The 16,544-nt window shown below is 59.6% G+C and carries 19 protein-coding genes; 9 read left to right on the top strand and 10 right to left on the bottom strand.

All coding sequences use genetic code 11. The features are described from left to right. The first annotated feature begins 104 nt into the window (after positions 1 to 104). Positions 105 to 743: a DedA family protein gene (locus CRD13_RS09215; RefSeq protein WP_005325329.1), complete on the top strand. Its 639-nt coding sequence runs from the start codon at positions 105 to 107 to the stop codon at positions 741 to 743. 10 nt (positions 744 to 753) lie between these two features. On the opposite strand, the gene CRD13_RS09220 is transcribed toward CRD13_RS09215, so the two are convergent. From CRD13_RS09220 to CRD13_RS09230, 3 genes are read right to left on the bottom strand one after another with little or no spacing between them, the layout of a single operon-like run. After that, complete coding sequence (locus tag CRD13_RS09220; RefSeq protein ID WP_019176090.1) at positions 754 to 1,536, bottom strand: ABC transporter ATP-binding protein; 783 nt, start codon at positions 1,534 to 1,536, stop codon at positions 754 to 756. A 50-nt stretch (positions 1,537 to 1,586) separates the two neighbouring features. Next, positions 1,587 to 2,681, bottom strand: a complete 1,095-nt coding sequence (locus CRD13_RS09225) for an iron chelate uptake ABC transporter family permease subunit (RefSeq protein WP_005325330.1) — start codon at positions 2,679 to 2,681, stop codon at positions 1,587 to 1,589. After that, on the bottom strand, positions 2,681 to 3,799 hold the full coding sequence (locus CRD13_RS09230; RefSeq protein WP_005325331.1) for an iron ABC transporter permease: 1,119 nt from the start codon (positions 3,797 to 3,799) through the stop codon (positions 2,681 to 2,683). The genes CRD13_RS09225 and CRD13_RS09230 overlap by 1 nt, the downstream gene beginning before the upstream one ends. A 524-nt stretch (positions 3,800 to 4,323) precedes the next feature. Between CRD13_RS09230 and rpsH the strand changes: the two genes are divergently transcribed. The 6 genes from rpsH to rplO are packed head-to-tail and all read left to right on the top strand — an operon-like array spanning position 4,324 to position 7,003. After that, positions 4,324 to 4,722 carry a 30S ribosomal protein S8 gene (gene rpsH / locus CRD13_RS09235; protein ID WP_034986964.1) on the top strand — a complete coding sequence of 133 codons (399 nt, stop codon included), beginning with the start codon at positions 4,324 to 4,326 and terminating at the stop codon, positions 4,720 to 4,722. Positions 4,723 to 4,736: 14 nt separating this feature from the next. Next, positions 4,737 to 5,273, top strand: coding sequence for a 50S ribosomal protein L6 (gene rplF, locus CRD13_RS09240; RefSeq protein ID WP_035004244.1), 537 nt, complete (start codon positions 4,737 to 4,739; stop codon positions 5,271 to 5,273). Further along, the gene (gene rplR / locus CRD13_RS09245) at positions 5,273 to 5,683 is read left to right on the top strand and encodes a 50S ribosomal protein L18 (RefSeq protein ID WP_035004242.1); all 411 of its coding nucleotides are present in this window, start codon (positions 5,273 to 5,275) and stop codon (positions 5,681 to 5,683) included. The genes rplF and rplR overlap by 1 nt, the downstream gene beginning before the upstream one ends. A 40-nt stretch (positions 5,684 to 5,723) precedes the next feature. Further along, positions 5,724 to 6,365, top strand: coding sequence for a 30S ribosomal protein S5 (gene rpsE / locus CRD13_RS09250; RefSeq protein WP_012359604.1), 642 nt, complete (start codon positions 5,724 to 5,726; stop codon positions 6,363 to 6,365). Between the two features lie 3 nt (positions 6,366 to 6,368). Further along, positions 6,369 to 6,554 (top strand): 50S ribosomal protein L30, encoded by a 186-nt coding sequence (rpmD, locus tag CRD13_RS09255; RefSeq protein ID WP_048733820.1) that lies wholly within the window; start codon positions 6,369 to 6,371, stop codon positions 6,552 to 6,554. A 2-nt stretch (positions 6,555 to 6,556) separates the two neighbouring features. Next, entirely contained in the window at positions 6,557 to 7,003 is a 447-nt protein-coding gene (gene rplO, locus CRD13_RS09260) for a 50S ribosomal protein L15 (RefSeq protein WP_012359606.1), read from the top strand. Positions 7,004 to 7,175: 172 nt separating this feature from the next. Here rplO and CRD13_RS09265 read toward each other — a convergent pair whose 3' ends face one another. Together CRD13_RS09265 and CRD13_RS09270 are read right to left on the bottom strand one after the other, a co-directional pair. Beyond that, entirely contained in the window at positions 7,176 to 7,949 is a 774-nt protein-coding gene (locus CRD13_RS09265) for an alpha/beta fold hydrolase (protein WP_016423180.1), read from the bottom strand. A 50-nt stretch (positions 7,950 to 7,999) separates the two neighbouring features. Next, complete coding sequence (locus CRD13_RS09270; RefSeq protein WP_042389451.1) at positions 8,000 to 8,392, bottom strand: DUF5997 family protein; 393 nt, start codon at positions 8,390 to 8,392, stop codon at positions 8,000 to 8,002. A 40-nt stretch (positions 8,393 to 8,432) separates the two neighbouring features. On the opposite strand from CRD13_RS09270, the gene CRD13_RS09275 reads away from it, so the two are divergent. Continuing rightward, complete coding sequence (locus tag CRD13_RS09275) at positions 8,433 to 9,185, top strand: LysR family transcriptional regulator (protein WP_070862894.1); 753 nt, start codon at positions 8,433 to 8,435, stop codon at positions 9,183 to 9,185. 64 nt (positions 9,186 to 9,249) lie between these two features. After that, positions 9,250 to 9,882: a GNAT family N-acetyltransferase gene (locus tag CRD13_RS09280; RefSeq protein WP_016423177.1), complete on the top strand. Its 633-nt coding sequence runs from the start codon at positions 9,250 to 9,252 to the stop codon at positions 9,880 to 9,882. 30 nt (positions 9,883 to 9,912) lie between these two features. Here CRD13_RS09280 and CRD13_RS09285 read toward each other — a convergent pair whose 3' ends face one another. The 5 genes from CRD13_RS09285 to glpX form a co-directional block, all read right to left on the bottom strand. Beyond that, positions 9,913 to 11,511 carry an MDR family MFS transporter gene (locus tag CRD13_RS09285; RefSeq protein ID WP_049172271.1) on the bottom strand — a complete coding sequence of 533 codons (1,599 nt, stop codon included), beginning with the start codon at positions 11,509 to 11,511 and terminating at the stop codon, positions 9,913 to 9,915. Then, positions 11,501 to 12,196 carry a TetR/AcrR family transcriptional regulator gene (locus tag CRD13_RS09290; protein ID WP_049172273.1) on the bottom strand — a complete coding sequence of 232 codons (696 nt, stop codon included), beginning with the start codon at positions 12,194 to 12,196 and terminating at the stop codon, positions 11,501 to 11,503. The genes CRD13_RS09285 and CRD13_RS09290 overlap by 11 nt, the downstream gene beginning before the upstream one ends. A 192-nt stretch (positions 12,197 to 12,388) precedes the next feature. Further along, positions 12,389 to 13,684, bottom strand: a complete 1,296-nt coding sequence (locus CRD13_RS09295) for a TIGR01777 family oxidoreductase (protein ID WP_255467839.1) — start codon at positions 13,682 to 13,684, stop codon at positions 12,389 to 12,391. Positions 13,685 to 13,911: 227 nt separating this feature from the next. Continuing rightward, entirely contained in the window at positions 13,912 to 15,312 is a 1,401-nt protein-coding gene (locus CRD13_RS09300; protein WP_016423173.1) for a class II fumarate hydratase, read from the bottom strand. Positions 15,313 to 15,475: 163 nt separating this feature from the next. Then, positions 15,476 to 16,501 carry a class II fructose-bisphosphatase gene (gene glpX / locus CRD13_RS09305; protein ID WP_005510610.1) on the bottom strand — a complete coding sequence of 342 codons (1,026 nt, stop codon included), beginning with the start codon at positions 16,499 to 16,501 and terminating at the stop codon, positions 15,476 to 15,478. Positions 16,502 to 16,544 lie beyond the last annotated feature (43 nt).

Here is a 16,544-nt window from a genome sequence, read left to right on the forward strand (position 1 = left end):
GGGCACTCATGGGGATAACGGATGCACGCTAGGGGCGAGCTGCCTGTATTCCGGTCAGAAACCGGGGTAAGAATAGACCAGTTGTTTTCTAGAAGGGATTCCCTGTGCACTTAAGCGACCTCATGGACGCCACCACCCTGCTCCAGAACTTTGGCGGCTGGGCGCTCGGCGGCATTGCGCTGATTATCTTTATTGAATCCGGCGTGCTCTTCCCGTTCCTCCCCGGCGATTCCATGCTGGTCACCGCGGCAATCTTGCGCGATCAGCTGGGCTTGAACGTTCCGATTCTGGTGGGCGTGGCCATCGTCGCGGCGTTCTTGGGCGACCAGGTAGGTTTCTGGCTCGGCCACCGCTTTGGCCGCAAGTTGTTTAAGCCCGACGCCAAGATCCTCATAACCGAGCACCTCGAACAAGCCGAGGCTTTCTTCCTGAAGTACGGGCCGTTGGCTCTGGTACTGGGGCGCTTCATCCCGATCGTGCGTACCTACATTCCCGTGGCCGCTGGTACCGCGGAGATGCCGTACAAGAAGTTCGTGGGATGGAACGTCACGGGTGCAGTGCTGTGGATTGTCAGCATGGTCGGCATTGGCGTGCTGCTGGGGGATATCCCGGGCATTGCGGATCGCATCGACATGATCGCCATCGTCATCGTGCTGGTGTCTGTGACTCCGGTGGTGATTTCCGCGATGATCAACTGGCGGAAGTCCAAGAAGACTCCCGCCCAGGAGCTGATGGAGGACTAAGCCCTGATCGTCACTTGGGGACGATCAGCGGACCGCCGGTGACAGGATCCTCGATGACTAGCGCGTTGAGGGCAAACGCCTCGAGCAGTAGCTCTGGGGTAATGACCTCGCTGGGACGCCCGGTGGCGAGGACCTGTCCATCCTTCATCACCACGAGATTATCGCTGTAGCGTACAGCCAAGTTGAGATCGTGCAGCACCATCACCACAGTCCGATCCAGCTCTCGGCGTAGACGCTGCACCAGCTCCAAAATCTCTACCGACGTGGCCAGATCCAGGTAGGTGGTGGGCTCGTCCAGGAACAGGATGTCCGTGTTCTGCGCAAGAACCATGGAGATCCACACACGCTGCCGCTGCCCTCCGGACAGAGAATCCAGGGTGCGCTCCGCCAGCCCCATCGAGCCAGTCATTTCCAGCGCCTTGTGCACCTCGGCTTCGTCCGTGGACGACCACTGACGGATCCACGATTGGTGTGGGTGCCGACCGCGCGAGACGAGATCAGCCACGTTGAGTCCCTCCGGGGCGGTAGGGGTTTGTGGCAGCACGCTGATGGTCCGTGCGAGGTCCTTGCGCCTGATGGATGAGATATCGGCGCCGTCTAACAGCACTTCGCCCTCATTCGCCGGAAGGAGACGAGACATGGCTCGCAACAACGTGGATTTGCCGCAGCCATTGGGGCCGATGATTGTGGTGATCTGCCCGCGAGGAAAGTCCACGTCCAAGCCTTCGATGACCGTCCGGTCGCCGTAGCCCACGGCGAGGCCGCGTGCGCTCATGCTGTGCTTCTGAGTCATGTGTCCTTCTTTGTTCGCGGCACTGCTAACTTCCAGGGTGGGATCTTTTCTCATGCCGTGGTTGACCTATTCCGTTGGACCAGCAAATAAATAAGGAACGCACCGCCGATTGCCGAGGTGAGAATGCCCACCGGCAGCTCTACGGGCAGAAGAGTTTGGGTGCTGATATCTGCCAGCAGGAGTAGCGCAGCGCCGGTCAGCGCAGAGGCCAGAAGCGGTGGTGCAGAGCAGTTGCACAAGCGCAGCGCCACCTGTGGGGCCACGAAGGCGACGAACCCGATGGGGCCAGCGGCCGAGACCGCCACTGCTGCCAAAGCCACGGCAGCGGCGAGCAGAAGCACCTGCACACCCTGGACGTTTTGTCCCAAAGCCCGTGCAGTATCCGAGCCCAGCAAGGTGGCTAAAAGTTGGTGACCAATCCAGGCCAGCAGCGGTGTAAACACCAACACAACAATGGCGATGGGCCACATCTTGGACCAGTCCGCAGTGCTCAGGGAGCCAGTAAGCCAGAACTGCGCGGCCGCGGCATCGCGCAACTCCGTGCGGATCATCAGGAAGTTGATATACGAGGTCAACAGAGCAGAGATGATGATGCCGAACAGCACTAGCCGGAAGGAATCAGTCGATCTCCTCCACGCCAGAGCCCACATCACCGTTGCGGTGACAGCCGCACCAAGCACCGCGGCCAAGGGAATGCCGATGCTGCTGAGCCAGCCGAGGAAACCACCAGCGCCACCACCCAGAGTGATGACGGTGACCGCGGCCGCGGACGCGCCCGTAGTGAAGCCCAAGATATCCGGGCTGGCCAGCGCATTGCGAGTCACGGACTGAGTGAGGGCTCCGGATAATCCCAGCGCACAGCCCACCAGAATGGCCGTCAGCGCACGAGGCATGCGCCAATCCAAAACCACCAGACGCTCAATGCGGGTGCCCTGGCCGGTGAACAGCACCTCCAGCACACGAGCCGGGGACACAGGATAGTCACCCAGGCCGATGGAGACCGCCGCTAGCAAGACGATCGCCACGAGCAGCAATAGAGACACCGTCAACGCGCGAGGGCGCCAGACCACAGAAAATGAGCCCACGCGGAATGGCGGGCGCCCAGGGATAGTGGAAGAGGTAGGGCGGGCAAGGAGGGAACTCATTAAATGGCCACCACCCGGCGTCGATAAATAAGGGCGATGAAGAACGGCGCGCCCACGAACGCGAGGATGATGCCTACTTGCAACTCGCCCGGACGAGCGATCAGACGGCCCACCACGTCTGCGAACAGCATCATCACCGCACCCGTCAGGGCAGAGTAAGGGAGGATCCAGCGGTAATCAGGGCCCGTGATGGCGCGCACGAGGTGCGGGACCACCAGGCCGATGAAGGTGATGGGGCCGGCGGCAGCTGTCGCGGCACCGGCCAGCAGTGCGATCAGAGCCATGCCAATCAGGCGGGCGCGCTGGGTGTTGATGCCCAGTCCGGAGGCGATGTCATCGCCCAGATTCAGGAGGTTTAGCTGCGGTGCCGTGATGAACGCCAGCAGGAGGCCCACCAGGATAAACGGCAGCACGCCGTAGAACACGGTGAGATCCCGGCCCGCGATGGAGCCGACGGTCCAGAAGCGCATGCGATCCAGATTGGCATCGTCAGTGAGGATAAAACCGCTGATGATGGCGCTGAGGACCGCGGACAAAGCCGCGCCGCCGAGGACCAGCGTCATTGGATTGGCCTGTCCTCCTCCTATGGACGCCAAACTAAACACCAACGCAGTAGCAGCGATGGCCCCACCGAACGCCCACATGCTGGTAGCCCACACGGACGTCACACCCAGCAAGGAGAAGCTGGCAACCACGGCCAGGGACGCACCGTAGTTGATGCCGAGAATGCCCGTGTCCGCGAGAGGGTTGCGCGTGTGCCCTTGGATCAATGCACCGGAGGCGCCAAGGGCAGCACCGGCGACTAGGCCCAACAGGGTGCGGGGAATGCGGAGCTCGACGATCACGCGCTGATCCACATTCAGCCCCTCCGCGTGGCCGAACGCCGTGCCGAGATCGCGGAACACGGCGGACACTTCTCCAAAAGGGATCTGCCGTGATCCAAACACGATGCTGGCAACGATGCTGGCGAGCAATAGGAGGAAAAGGACGCCGAGGCCGACGAGGCGACGCGGGATTTTACCTGATGGAGCGCTGGCAGAAGCGTCCGCAGTAGCGTCCGCGCGAGACCCCAGGTGTGATTGAGAAGGGGATTGCGCATGCGGGGTAGAGATAGCCATGCATCCCTCCTTGACGCGTGAAAGTCCATGATCTTAACGGGAGCAAGCTTATATGAACAAGGTAAGCCTAATCAAAGTACTACAAGGAGGGATTGTGGAGCTGTGCAGGTGAGTGTGTGAGCCAGCAGGTGCGGCTAGTGAGGTCGGTCGGCCCTGAATGGCGCCGACCCTACACCTCAGCTCTATGCTTCTGAGCAGGGATTTGGACATGTTTTAGCTGGTTGCTAGGCTAGTCAGGTCTTGCCGTAGGTAGGTACCCCCATGTTCTTTTTTTCGACGCTAACGCGTCAAAATCCCGGGAATGCCACATGACCTGCGGAAAGAGTCTCCCGCTACAAGGGAGAAAAACTGTACATCCACTTTGTTACAGGCCCCTCGCCCGAAGCGGCCGCACGGATAAAGGCAGCGAGCACCCCTAACTACTGAGTTAGGCGGAGCGTGAGTAGCCAGCGATCGTGCGGTACACGCGATTCATCAAGGGTGAGCACGGGAACCGTAACGAAAAAGGCAACAGGTCACTTCACATGACCATGACTGATCCGATTGCGGACATGTTGTCACGAGTGCGCAACGCAAACAATGCGTTCCACGACACCGTGTCTATGCCATCCTCCAAGATCAAGGCCAACATCGCCGAAATCTTGAAGCAGGAAGGCTACATCGCCGACTACTCCGTTAACGACGAGACCGTCGGCAAGACCCTGGAGCTTAACCTGAAGTACGGCCCATCTCGCGAGCGTTCCATCGCTGGCGTGCGTCGTGTTTCCAAGCCGGGTCTGCGCGTTTACGCAAAGTCCACTAATCTGCCAAAGGTTCTCGGTGGCCTGGGCGTGGCTATTATCTCCACGTCCCAGGGTCTGCTGACTGACCGTGAGGCCAACAACAAGGGCGTGGGCGGAGAAGTCCTCGCCTACGTCTGGTAAGAGGAGGTTTAACCATGTCTCGTATTGGCAAGGCACCGGTGACCGTCCCCTCTGGCGTCACCGTCACCATCAACGGCCAGAACGTTGAAGTCAAGGGTCCTAAGGGCACCCTGGCTGAAGAGATTCCGGCACCAATCACCGTGGCTCAGGAAGGCGAAGAACTCGTCGTCTCCCGCCCCGATGACCGCCGCAAGAACCGTTCCCTGCACGGCCTGTCCCGCTCCCTGATCAACAACATGGTCGTGGGCGTTACTACTGGCTACACCATCAAGATGGAAATCTTCGGTGTGGGTTACCGTGTGCAGCTCAAGGGCCAGAACCTGGAGTTCGCACTGGGCTACTCTCACCCAGTCCTGATTGAGGCGCCTGAGGGCATCAAGTTTGCCGTCGACGGAAACACCAAGTTCTCCATCGAAGGCATCAACAAGCAGCAGGTTGGACAGATCGCCGCTAACATCCGCCGTCTGCGGAAGGATGACCCATACAAGGGTAAGGGCATCCGTTACGAAGGCGAGCAGGTCCGTCGCAAGGATGGAAAGACGGGTAAGTAATGAGCAACAACGCAACGAACAAGGAAGGCCAGCGTTTGCCGGTGGGCAAGGACATCTCCACCCGCCGTCGCAACGCTCGCGCACGTCGCCACTTCCGTATCCGCAAGACCCTGTCCGGCACCCCAGAGACTCCACGTCTCGTTGTGCACCGTACCTCTCGTCACATGCACGTTCAGGTCATCGACGACACCGTCGGTCACACCCTGTGCGCTGCGTCCACCCTCGAAGCAGAGGTCCGTGGAGTCGAGGGCGACAAGAAGGCACGTGGCGCCAAGGTTGGCGAACTGATCGCACAGCGTGCGAAGGAAGCTGGCATCGAGGCAGTCGTCTTCGACCGCGCTGGCTACCAGTACCACGGCCGCGTCGCCGCTCTGGCTGACGCCGCCCGCGAAGGTGGTCTGAAGTTCTAATGACCACCAACACCATGAACTCCAACGGAAGGAACGCGTGATGTCGGAACGTGACCGTAACGGCGGACGCTCCGCCGATAACAACCGCAACGATCGCAACGAGCGCGGCGGCCGCAACGACCGCGGTGGCCGTAACGATCGTCGCAACAACCAGCAGGACGAGCGCAACCAGTACATCGAGCGCGTCGTCACCATCAACCGTGTGTCCAAGGTCGTCAAGGGTGGTCGTCGCTTCAGCTTCACCGCTCTGGTGATCGTGGGTGACGGCCAGGGCATGGTCGGTGTCGGCTACGGCAAGGCCAAGGAAGTCCCGGCTGCTATCCAGAAGGGTGCCGAGGAAGCTCGCAAGAACTTCTTCCGTGTCCCGATGATCAACGGCACCATCACCCACCCGGTGCAGGGTGAGGCCGCAGCAGGCGTCGTCATGCTGCGTCCGGCTGCACCAGGTACCGGTGTTATCGCCGGTGGCGCAGCCCGCCCGGTGCTGGAGTGCGCTGGCGTCCAGGACATTCTCTGCAAGTCGCTCGGCTCGCCGAACGCCATCAACGTTGTTCACGCAACGGTGGCCGGCCTCAAGGAGCTCGTGCGCCCAGAAGAGGTCGCCGCACGTCGTGGCAAGAGCCTCGAAGAGGTTGCTCCGGCAGCCATGCTGCGCGCTCGTGCTGCAGGACAGGGGGCATAACCCATGGCACTGAAGATCCGTCAGATCAAGGGCACTGTTGGTAGGAAGCAGAACCAGCGTGACACGCTGCGTTCCCTCGGCCTGAAGCGCATCGGTCAGGAGATCATCCGCGAAGACAACGCTGTCACCCGCGGCATGGTCCACACCGTTCGCCACCTGGTCGAGGTTGAAGAAGTGGCAGGGGAGTAAAAATGAGCGATCCAATCAAGCTCCACGACCTCCGTCCGGCCAAGGGTGCAAACAAGGCCAAGACCCGCGTGGGTCGTGGTGAAGCATCCAAGGGTAAGACCGCTGGTCGTGGTACGAAGGGCACCAAGGCCCGCAACAAGGTTCCTGCATACTTTGAGGGTGGCCAGATGCCACTGCAGATGCGTCTGCCGAAGCTCAAGGGATTCAAGAACAACAACAAGGTCATCTTCCAGGTCGTGAACGTCTCCGACCTCGAGAAGGCCTTCCCGAACGGCGGCGACGTCGCAGTTGCCGACCTCGTCGCAGCTGGCCTGGTCCGCGCTAAGCAGCCGGTCAAGGTTCTGGGCAACGGCGAGATCAGCGTCAAGCTGAACGTCACCGCACAGAAGTTCTCGGGCTCCGCTAAGGAGAAGATCGAGAAGGCAGGCGGCTCCGTCACGGAGGCTTAAGCCTGATCAACGCCACCCGGCGAGGGGCTTTCCCCTCCCGGTAGCGTCGCAGCAAGACCCCGCATGGTGCATCACGCACCGGCGGGGTCTTCTGCTTTCTGTGACCTGCGCGCCTAGCAGGCCGGAAACTTGGGTTAAGTAAAGAAAAGTGTGTCTTTTCTTTACTTAACCCCTAGTCGGCAATCCCATCAATGTGCGCCAGCAGAGCAGAGTTGTAGTACTCCGGGGTCTCCTGGTTAAGCAGGTGCTTGGCCGGCGAAATGACGACCATGGTCGAGCCCGCGATGCCGTCGTGAAGCGAAGTGACGACGTCGAGAGACGTAGAGGTGTCCTGCTTACCGGCGATGACCAGCGTCGGAGCGGTGATCTCGGCGAGGCGCTCGCGGGTGTCGAAGCGAGAGAGTGCTCCGCAGGCGCCGATGTAGCCGTCATCGGGGCAATCTGCGATCATGTCGCGGAAGCGGGCGGGGAGCTCAGGGGTAGTGTCGAAGCACTCGTCGGTAAACCAGTTGCGGACGACAGTGTCCGCGAGCGCGCCTGTGCCCTTGTCACGCACGAGCTGGGCCTTTTCCTGCCAGGCCTCGGGTGTGCCGAATTTCGGCGCCGTCGACGACAGTGTCAGACTGACCACGCGATCGGCGTGTTCTAGTGCGATGGTCTGGGCGATAGCGCCGCCGAGAGATAGTCCCACAAAATGTGCGCGGTCAACATCCTCCTCATCGAGGACCTCGATGATGTCGGCGGCCAAGTGGCTCATGTCCCACTCACCCTCGGGGATAGGGGAATCGCCATGGCCGCGGACATCTGGCGTGATGACCTGGTACTTTTCGCTCAAAGCGGCTACCTGGGGCTCCCACATCTCCTGTGTGGTGCCCAGCGAGCCAATCAGGACAACCGTACCGTTGTCCTTGTGGTTGATTGCATGTGCGGTGTAGTCGATGGCCACGAGATCCTCCTTGAAGGTGTTGGCTGTGTCAGCTGTGCCAGCTGTGTCTGCTAATTCTCGGCGTTGCGAGCAGCTTCAGCGGCAGCCCGACCAGGGCCGTCGTCCTTCTTGGCCTCTGCCTCAGCGGCTTCCACGCGCTGCTTCGCCATGGACTCACGAGCGGCCTCCAGCCACTCCGGCATCTGCTCGAGCAAATCCTTAATCTCCGCCGTTGTCAGCGGCTTGTCCATGTCGTTCTTCTTCAACGCCGTGATAGTGATGCCCAGCTTGCGGGCAACTTCTGGACGCGGGTGCGGTCCGTTGCGGCGTAGCTCAGCGAGCCATTCCGGCGGATTGGATTGCAGTTCGGCAAACTGCGCGTGCGAAATCTCACCAGTGCGAAATTCCTCGGGTGTGGCCGGGAGGAAAATGCCAAGTTTTTTGGCTGCGGTTAGGGGTTTCATGGGTTCAACGCTAGCACCCATTCGAGTAACCTTGCGGAGTATGTCGACTCCTGAACCCGCCGTCCTGCGCATCGTGTTCGCCACCGGCACCAGTCCCGAGAAGTGGTTTCGCCGCTTTAGGGATCGAATTCCGGCAACACTGCACACCCACGCCGCCGACGATCCGATGTCCGACCTGGTCGGCGGCGCCGCTGACATGGCGCTGGTTCGGTTAGAGTCCGAAAGCTCGCTGCCCGAGTCGCTCCATCGCATCCGGCTTTACGACGAAGCCTGGGGCGTGGCCTTCGAGAAAGAGCACGTGTTCTCCCTCACAGAGTCCGTGCCGGAGGAGCTGTTGGCGGACGAAACTGTGCTGTTGACCTCCGTGGATCCGGATGAGCTGCGACAGATGCTGCCCGTTGCGGCCACTGGTGCAGGTGTCGTGGTGGGACCTCGCACGATTTTGAAGGCGCTGTCGAAGAAGGCGGTGGCCTCATCGAACTTGGTGGCCGAGGAAGGTGCCACAGAACCGCTGTCTCGGACAGCTATTTGGTTGGTATGGCCGAAAGTAGAGGACGACGAGCTCCGGCAGGAGTTCGTCGGCATTGTCCAGGGGCGCAGGGAGGACTCGACGCGCACGCAGTTGGGGCGCAAGAAGGCTGACGAGCAGCCGAAGAAGTTGTCGGCCCGAGAAAAGACGCTTGCTAAGCAAGCCCGCCGGCAGCGCGCTGGGGCCGTCGTAAAGCATGCGCGTAGTAGCCGTAGCGGGCGTCGAAGCAGCGGCGGAAGCAGGCGACCGCGCAGGCGAAAGTAATCTTTTTACAATATTTTTGCCGTTTCGTTCGACGTGCGCGGAAAAATTAGCCACACTTGTAGTTATGGCTGAAAAGAAGCGCGATTTCACGATTCGAATGATGCGTGAAGAGGACTATCCACAGATCCAAGAGATCTACGAGATTGGCCTGGATACGGGGCACGCGTCCTGGGAGCACTCCGCTCCCGAGTGGGACGAATTCATCGCACTCAAACGAGTGGATTTGTGTTACGTCGCCGTCGACGCAGAAAACCCGGACAAGATTCTGGCTTGGGCATCGGCAGCGCCGGTATCCAAGCGCCCGATTTTCAATGGCGTCATCGAAGACTCCATCTACGTCCATCCTGACGGGCAGGGCATGGGGCTGGCGGCGACGCTGCTGCAGAAGCTTATCGACGATGCCACGGAGCTCGACTGCTGGTCGATTCACTCGTGGGTCTTCCCGGAGAATGTGGGATCGTTAAAGCTGCATCGAAAGCTCGGCTTCCGTGAAGTGGGGATTTACCACCACATGGCAAAGATGACCTACGGCCCAATGGCGGGGCAGTGGCGCGATGTCATTATTTTGGAAAAGCTCCTGGAAAAGCCAGAGGAGCGCGCACTGAAGCGCGTCCAGGAAGAAGCAGAAGCCGCCGGTGAGCCGAACCGTCCGATTCTGGACAAGCTCGACCGCGCCGACGGCCAGGTGGGGGCATAGCTGCCGGGAGCCGCGGCTCCCGCGAATTAATTATTCGACGGTTTCCTTCAACGGATCCTCGCGAACAAAGAACACAATGATTGCTGCCAGAATAATCACTGGCATTAGTACCAAGAAGATCGGCGTCAAACCATCGTTGTAGCTGGAGATCAGCGCTTCATGGATTGGCGCCGGCATGCTATCTAGTACGTGCGGCGTCAGTGAACCGATCGACTTAGAGGAAAAGCCCTCCGGGCCCATCTGCTTTGCGAACTCTGCTGCAGCCTCCGGTGATGCGGCCTTGATTTGTTCGACAGCAGCCGGAACGCGTTCGCCTGCCAGGTCCTTCATGCGGTGGATGAAAATCGAACCCACAATGGAGGAACCGACCGCACCACCAATCTGGCGGAAGAAGTTATTCGCAGCGGTAGCGGTACCGACCATGGCGACCGGGAAGGAGTTCTGCACGATGAGAACCAGAACCTGCATGCCGGTGCCCAGGCCGAAGCCCATGATGAACAGGTACACACCAACCTGCCACAGCGGGGTGGTGGTCTCCAGCGTGGACAGCAAGTAGAGGGAGACAGCCATAATCATCAGGCCGACGAAGGGGTAGAAGCGATACTTACCAGTCCGCGAAATAATCTGGCCAACGCCAATTGAGGTGAGCAGCATGCCGACCATCATCGGCGTCATCATCAAACCTGCAGCGGTCGGTGACATTGAGTGCACCATCTGCAGGTAGGTCGGAATATAGGCCATAGTGCCGAACATCGCGATACCCAGAATGAGACCCGACACAGTCGTGAGCACGAAGTTCCGGTTATTAAACAAGTGCGTCGGAATCAGTGGGTTGGAAACGCGAGTCTCGGTGAGGAAGAACAGCACCCAGGAAACGACAGAGGCAACGATAAGCGAGATGATGACCCCGGAGTTCCAGTCGTACTGTGTACCGCCCCACGTGGTGGTGAGAATTAGCGTCGAGGCAGCGGCAGTCAAGAACATCGTGCCGATGTAGTCGAAGTTTCCTTCACTCTGGCGTCGGGGCAGCTTCAGGAAGGCCGCAGCTGCCGATAGTGCAACCACGCCCATCGGGACGTTGATCCACAGGCCCCAGCGCCAGCCCGGGCCGTCGGTGAACCAGCCTCCCAGCACTGGTCCCAGCACGGAACTCAGACCGAACACAGCACCCATGATGCCCATGTACTTACCGCGCTGGCGTGCGGGAATAACCTCGGCCAGGATGGCCTGTGAGGAAACCATCAATGTACCGCCAGCAAATCCCTGAAAAGCGCGGGCGGCGATGAGCAGGCTCATGGAGTTGGTGATTGCACCCATGACGGAACCGACCATGAACAGCGCGATGCCCATCATGAACAGGCCCTTGCGCCCAATCATGTCACCGAGCTTGCCGACAATCGGCATTGCCACAGTCTGTGCCAACAGGAATGCAGAAATAACCCACGACATGTGGTCAACTCCGCCGAGCTCGCCGACGATGGTCGGCAGGGCGGTGGCGAAAATCATCTGCCCCAGCGAGCTCATCAGCATAGTGAGAATGAGCGCGAAGAAAATGATTCCCAAGTGGGACTTGTTGTCAGAAACCGTGGTGTCGGTTTGATCTTGAGCAGTGGTGTTGCTAGCTGTCACTATTCCTCCTCCAGAAATTTTTAACGACGTCGGCGGCGTCGTGAAGCGGTGTATCTGTTGTGAATTCGTCCCGATGAGCCGATGAGTACAGCACGCATTCGCGGACGAAACCGACCGACAGTGCTACCTCGTGCCCGACGGGCAGCTCGGGGTGCGTGCGCGACTGTGGATTCATCTCGAAATAGCGCTCAAAGGCAGAACGGACGCGGCGCATTGAGTTGCCAAAATTCGAAATGACAACCGTCGATAGCTTTGGCTCATTGCGCAAAATCTCGCGGATACGCTCCTTGAGCAGACGGTGAAACTCTTCGGTTGCCCCCAGCTCTTTATATCGGAGTAGCTGGGATTGCTGCTTTTTCTCGATGAAATCGAGCATGTCCGCGATGGGGTCTTGGTGAATTTGGGCGAGGAATACCTCTTCATCGTCAGCATCGAATGACATGATGCCGTTGCCGAAGATGGCTTGATCCTTGGAGTCGAAGTAATTGAAGAATGTGCGTCGACTGATATTGACCCGCTGACAGATGTCTTCGATGTTGACTTGGTCGTATCCGCGATCCAATACAAGGGCGGTCGCGGCATCGGCCAAAGCGCAGTGTGTTTGAAACCTTTTGAGCTCCCGGAGACCGCACTCGGGGTGTTGGCCCGGGTCCAATCTGTGATAGGTATTCTCATCAATTTGCACGAGGTGCAAAGTTACACCGAGTGCAATGTGATGGCAAGTTGATGAGTCAACAGGTGTTTGAGTACCTATGCAGAGAGCATCTTTGGGTTGTTCAGGATGCCGTGGACTCAGGCGCAGGGGTCGGGTTGTTGATAGTCGCAACGCGCCATTCAATTACACAACCTTCGTGTTTTGTGTAGGCACGGTGGAAGGCTACGTCTCCTTCAATAGCTCGTGGCGCAGGGCGTCGTTAAGCGAAGTGAAGCGGAACCTGTGCCCCGCCTTTTGCAGCGCTGCTGCCTCTACTCTCTGATTCGCGAGAGCCAACTCCGCAGCACCGCGTTTGCCCAGCAGTACTGCAGGCCCCAGTGAAGGAATCGGAACCGCCGTCGGGCGGTGCAAGACCTCTCCCAATACCCTCGTGAACTCCGCATTATTCACTCCGGAAGCCAGTGGCACCACCGCATTGACAGGTCCGGCAAGTGCGGAATCTGCCAACGACCGGTGATAGATGTCCAACAGGTCGTCCAAAGCAATCCACGGGAACCACTGCTCGCCCGACCCCAATCTTCCTCCAAGTCCGGTGAACACCACGCCCGCTAGTAGCGGCAAGAGTCCGCCGCCACCAGCAAGCACGAGACCAGTACGGACGTTTACGACCCGCTTGCCTGCATCGCGAGCGGGATCCCATGCATTTTCCCAATCGCGCACGATAGCCGAGAGACTGTCCGCGGCGGCGCTGCCGTCGTAACGCTGCGCTTCCGCGCCAGGGCCAGCGTCCTCGGTGAGCACCTCTGGGCCACGATCCGCACCGTAGAACCCCACCGCCGACGCTCCAACCGCGACCTTCACGCTGTCAGTAGATGCAACGAGCTTTGCCAGAGCTCGCGTTGGTTCGACACGGGAATGGCGAACCTTTCGAAGATGCGCCTCCGTGAAGCGCCCCGCAATCGGTGCGCCGGCCAGATGGATGACCGCGTCGACTCCCTCCAGCAAGTCAGCTGCGGGTGCCGCAGTATCCCAATATCGCTTGTCCACACCCGTCTGTTCACGTGAGCGCACCAGCAAAATCACCTCATGTCCGGCCGTGGTCAGTAGCGCGCGCAGCTGCGTTCCGACGGTCCCCGTAGCTCCACTGATCGCCACTGTCAGCGGCTCCGGCACATGCCCCAAATACTCCGAAAGCCTATCGACGGCCGCAAGGTCGCCAGCAACCTTCGTAGCACGGTAGGCGAACATCGAATCCAACCCGGGTACCGGAACCTTGGTGTCAACGGTGTCCTCTAAAACCGTGCCAGCGCTGCCGTCGCCAAGCGGAGTATCGGAGAGAACGTGGGTGTGCTTCCACCCCGTGATGCGGCGAAAGGGCTCGCTGGTGACTTCGTCAATGAATCTCTGGCCGGGGAGGAAACCGGCCGGGTCGTGACGTGCAATCCATTTGAGGCCAGCCGGCATGGAGAATACGGTCGTGCCGTCGGCGAGGTTGGCGGATTCGGATTTCGGTGACATCGGGAGAAGCCCCGGTGTTAGGCGGGTGACAGCGCCTGGGCGGGAGAACCACTCGGCGACGCAACGGCGAGGAAATGCGATGGTGTGGCGATAGGTGGGAATAGTTAGTCACTCTCTGAAACTTGTCCGACGTTAAGGAAAAATAGTAGACCCCGAAGTCTTTCAGCGAAGTGAGACTACGGGGTCTTATGCGTAAGGTGCTCTCACACCTTCGAGTTCAGAAAGAACTAGTCACGATCAGTGTTGGCCATTGCCAGCACGTCGAGGCGCTTGTCCAGCTCTTCCTCGGTCAGCTTCTCGCCGTCGACGAAGCCCATGTCGATAACAGTCTGACGGATGGTCTTACCTTCCTTCAGAGCAGTCTTAGCGACCTTAGCTGCGTTCTCGTAGCCGATGGCGGAGTTCAGCGGGGTCACAATCGACGGGGAGGACTCAGCCAGAGTCTTCATACGCTCAACGTTCGGCTCGATGCCGTCCACCAGCTTCTCGGCGAAGACGCGTGCGGTGTTCGCCAGCAGCTTAGCGGACTCCAGCACGTTACGTGCCATGACCGGGATGAAGACGTTCAGCTCGAATGCGCCGTTAGCGCCAGCAAACTCAACAGCGGTGTCGTTGCCCAGAACCTGCGCTGCGACCTGGGTGGCAGTCTCGCACAGAACCGGGTTGACCTTACCCGGCATGATGGAGGAACCCGGCTGCAGATCCGGCAGGTGAATCTCAGCAAGGCCGGTCAGCGGGCCGGAGCCCATCCAGCGAATGTCGTTAGCGATCTTGTTCAGGGAGACTGCGACGGTGCGCATAGCGCCGGAGAATTCGACCAGGGCATCGCGGTTAGCCTGAGCCTCGAAGTGGTTCTGAGCCTCGCGCAGCTCCTTGATGCCGGTCAGTTCGACGAGCTCAGCGGTGACCTTGGCACCGAAGTCCGCCGGGGTGTTCAGGCCGGTGCCAACAGCGGTACCACCGATTGGCAGCTCGCCCAGACGCGGCAGGGTGGCCTCGATGCGCTCAATGCCAGCCTCAATCTGGCGAGCGTAACCCGAGAACTCCTGACCCAGGGTCACCGGGACAGCGTCCATCAGGTGAGTGCGGCCGGACTTAACAACGGTCTCCCATTCCTTGGCCTTCTTAGCCAGGGACTCCTGCAGAACCTTCAGTCCCGGGACGAGGTCCTTGACAGCTGCCTCGGTTGCTGCGACGTGAGTGGCAGTCGGGAAGGTGTCGTTGGAAGACTGACCCATGTTGACGTGGTCATTCGGGTGAACCTCAACGCCGTTGGCCTTTGCGATGGACGCAATGACTTCGTTGGTGTTCATGTTGGAAGAAGTGCCCGAACCGGTCTGGAAGACGTCAATCGGGAACTCAGCATCGTGCTTGCCTTCGGCAATTTCCTTGGCAGCGGCGACGATGGCATCTGCCTGCTCAGCAGACAGCAGGCCGCGCTCCTTGTTGACGATGGCGCAAGCTGCCTTCAGCAGACCCATAGCGCGAATCTGTGCAGACTCCAGCGGACGGCCGGAAATCGGGAAGTTCTCAACTGCACGCTGAGTCTGTGCGCGCCACAGGGCGTTAACCGGAACCTTAACCTCGCCCATGGTGTCGTGCTCGATGCGGAACTGCTGCTCTGTCATTCGTTGCCTCTTTCAGTTAGGGGAACTTGAGTGCGCGCAGAACGACCCCTCATTGCGCATGCAATTTTCATGCGATGCAGAACCGTTAGCGCATTCGTCTTCAAGTATGAATCAGTTTGTTAAAAAAGTGGTGCCCTGAGGGCACCACTAAAGGGGTAGTTACTTACAGATCGATGTCAGGCATCTCGCCCTTGCCGTAGTCGATGCTGGCGTACTTGCGCAGCTTCTCCAGGGAGTGGAAAGCCTCGATGCGACGAATGGTGCCGGACTTGGAGCGCATAACCAGCGAGCGGGTCCACGCGCCGTTACCGCGGTAAGCGACACCGCGCAGCATGTCACCGTTGGTGACACCAGTGGCAACGAAGTAGCAGTTGTCGGATGCGACCAGGTCATCGGTGGTCAGAACACGAGAAAGATCGTGCCCAGCGTCGAGAGCCTTCTTAATTTCGGCCTCATCGCGCGGGTGCAGTTTGCCCTGGATTTCGCCGCCCATACACTTCATGGCGCATGCGGTGATGACACCTTCTGGGGTGCCGCCGACGCCCATCATGATATCGACCGAGTTCGTGTTCTGAGCTGCGGCAACAGCGCCAGCAACGTCACCATCGCCAATCAGTCGAACCTTGGCGCCAGCTTCGCGGATGTCACGAATCATGTCAGCGTGGCGCGGGCGATCCAGCACGACAACAGTGACATCTTCCGGACGCAGCCCCTTGGCCTTAGCAACGACCTTGATGTTGTGCTCAACTGGAGCCTCGATGTCAATCTTGCCGGCAGCCTCCGGGCCAACAGCAATCTTATCCATGTAGAACACAGCCGACGGGTCGTACATGGAGCCGCGGTCTGCAGCAGCAAGAACAGCGATAGAGTTCGGGCGGCCCTCTGCCATCAGAGTCGTGCCGTCAATCGGGTCAACCGCGATGTCAACGGCCGGGCCTTGGCCGTTGCCGACCTTTTCGCCGTTGAACAGCATCGGGGCTTCGTCCTTTTCGCCCTCGCCAATAACAACGACACCGTTCATAGCCACGGTGTTGATGAGCTGACGCATGGCATCGACGGCAGCGCCGTCGCCCTTTTCCTTCTGACCACGACCGACCCACTGACCAGCTGCCAGTGCAGCGGACTCAGTAACTCGGACGAGCTCCATCGCAAGGTTGCGATCTGGTGCTTCAGGATTCGAGGCGTTCATTGACTTCTGGCCCTTCCGTGGTTTTTGAGAACTCTTTTGAGGT

The sequence above is a fragment of the Corynebacterium sp. LK26 genome, from assembly GCF_014335085.1.
Lineage (GTDB): Bacteria > Actinomycetota > Actinomycetes > Mycobacteriales > Mycobacteriaceae > Corynebacterium > Corynebacterium jeikeium_D.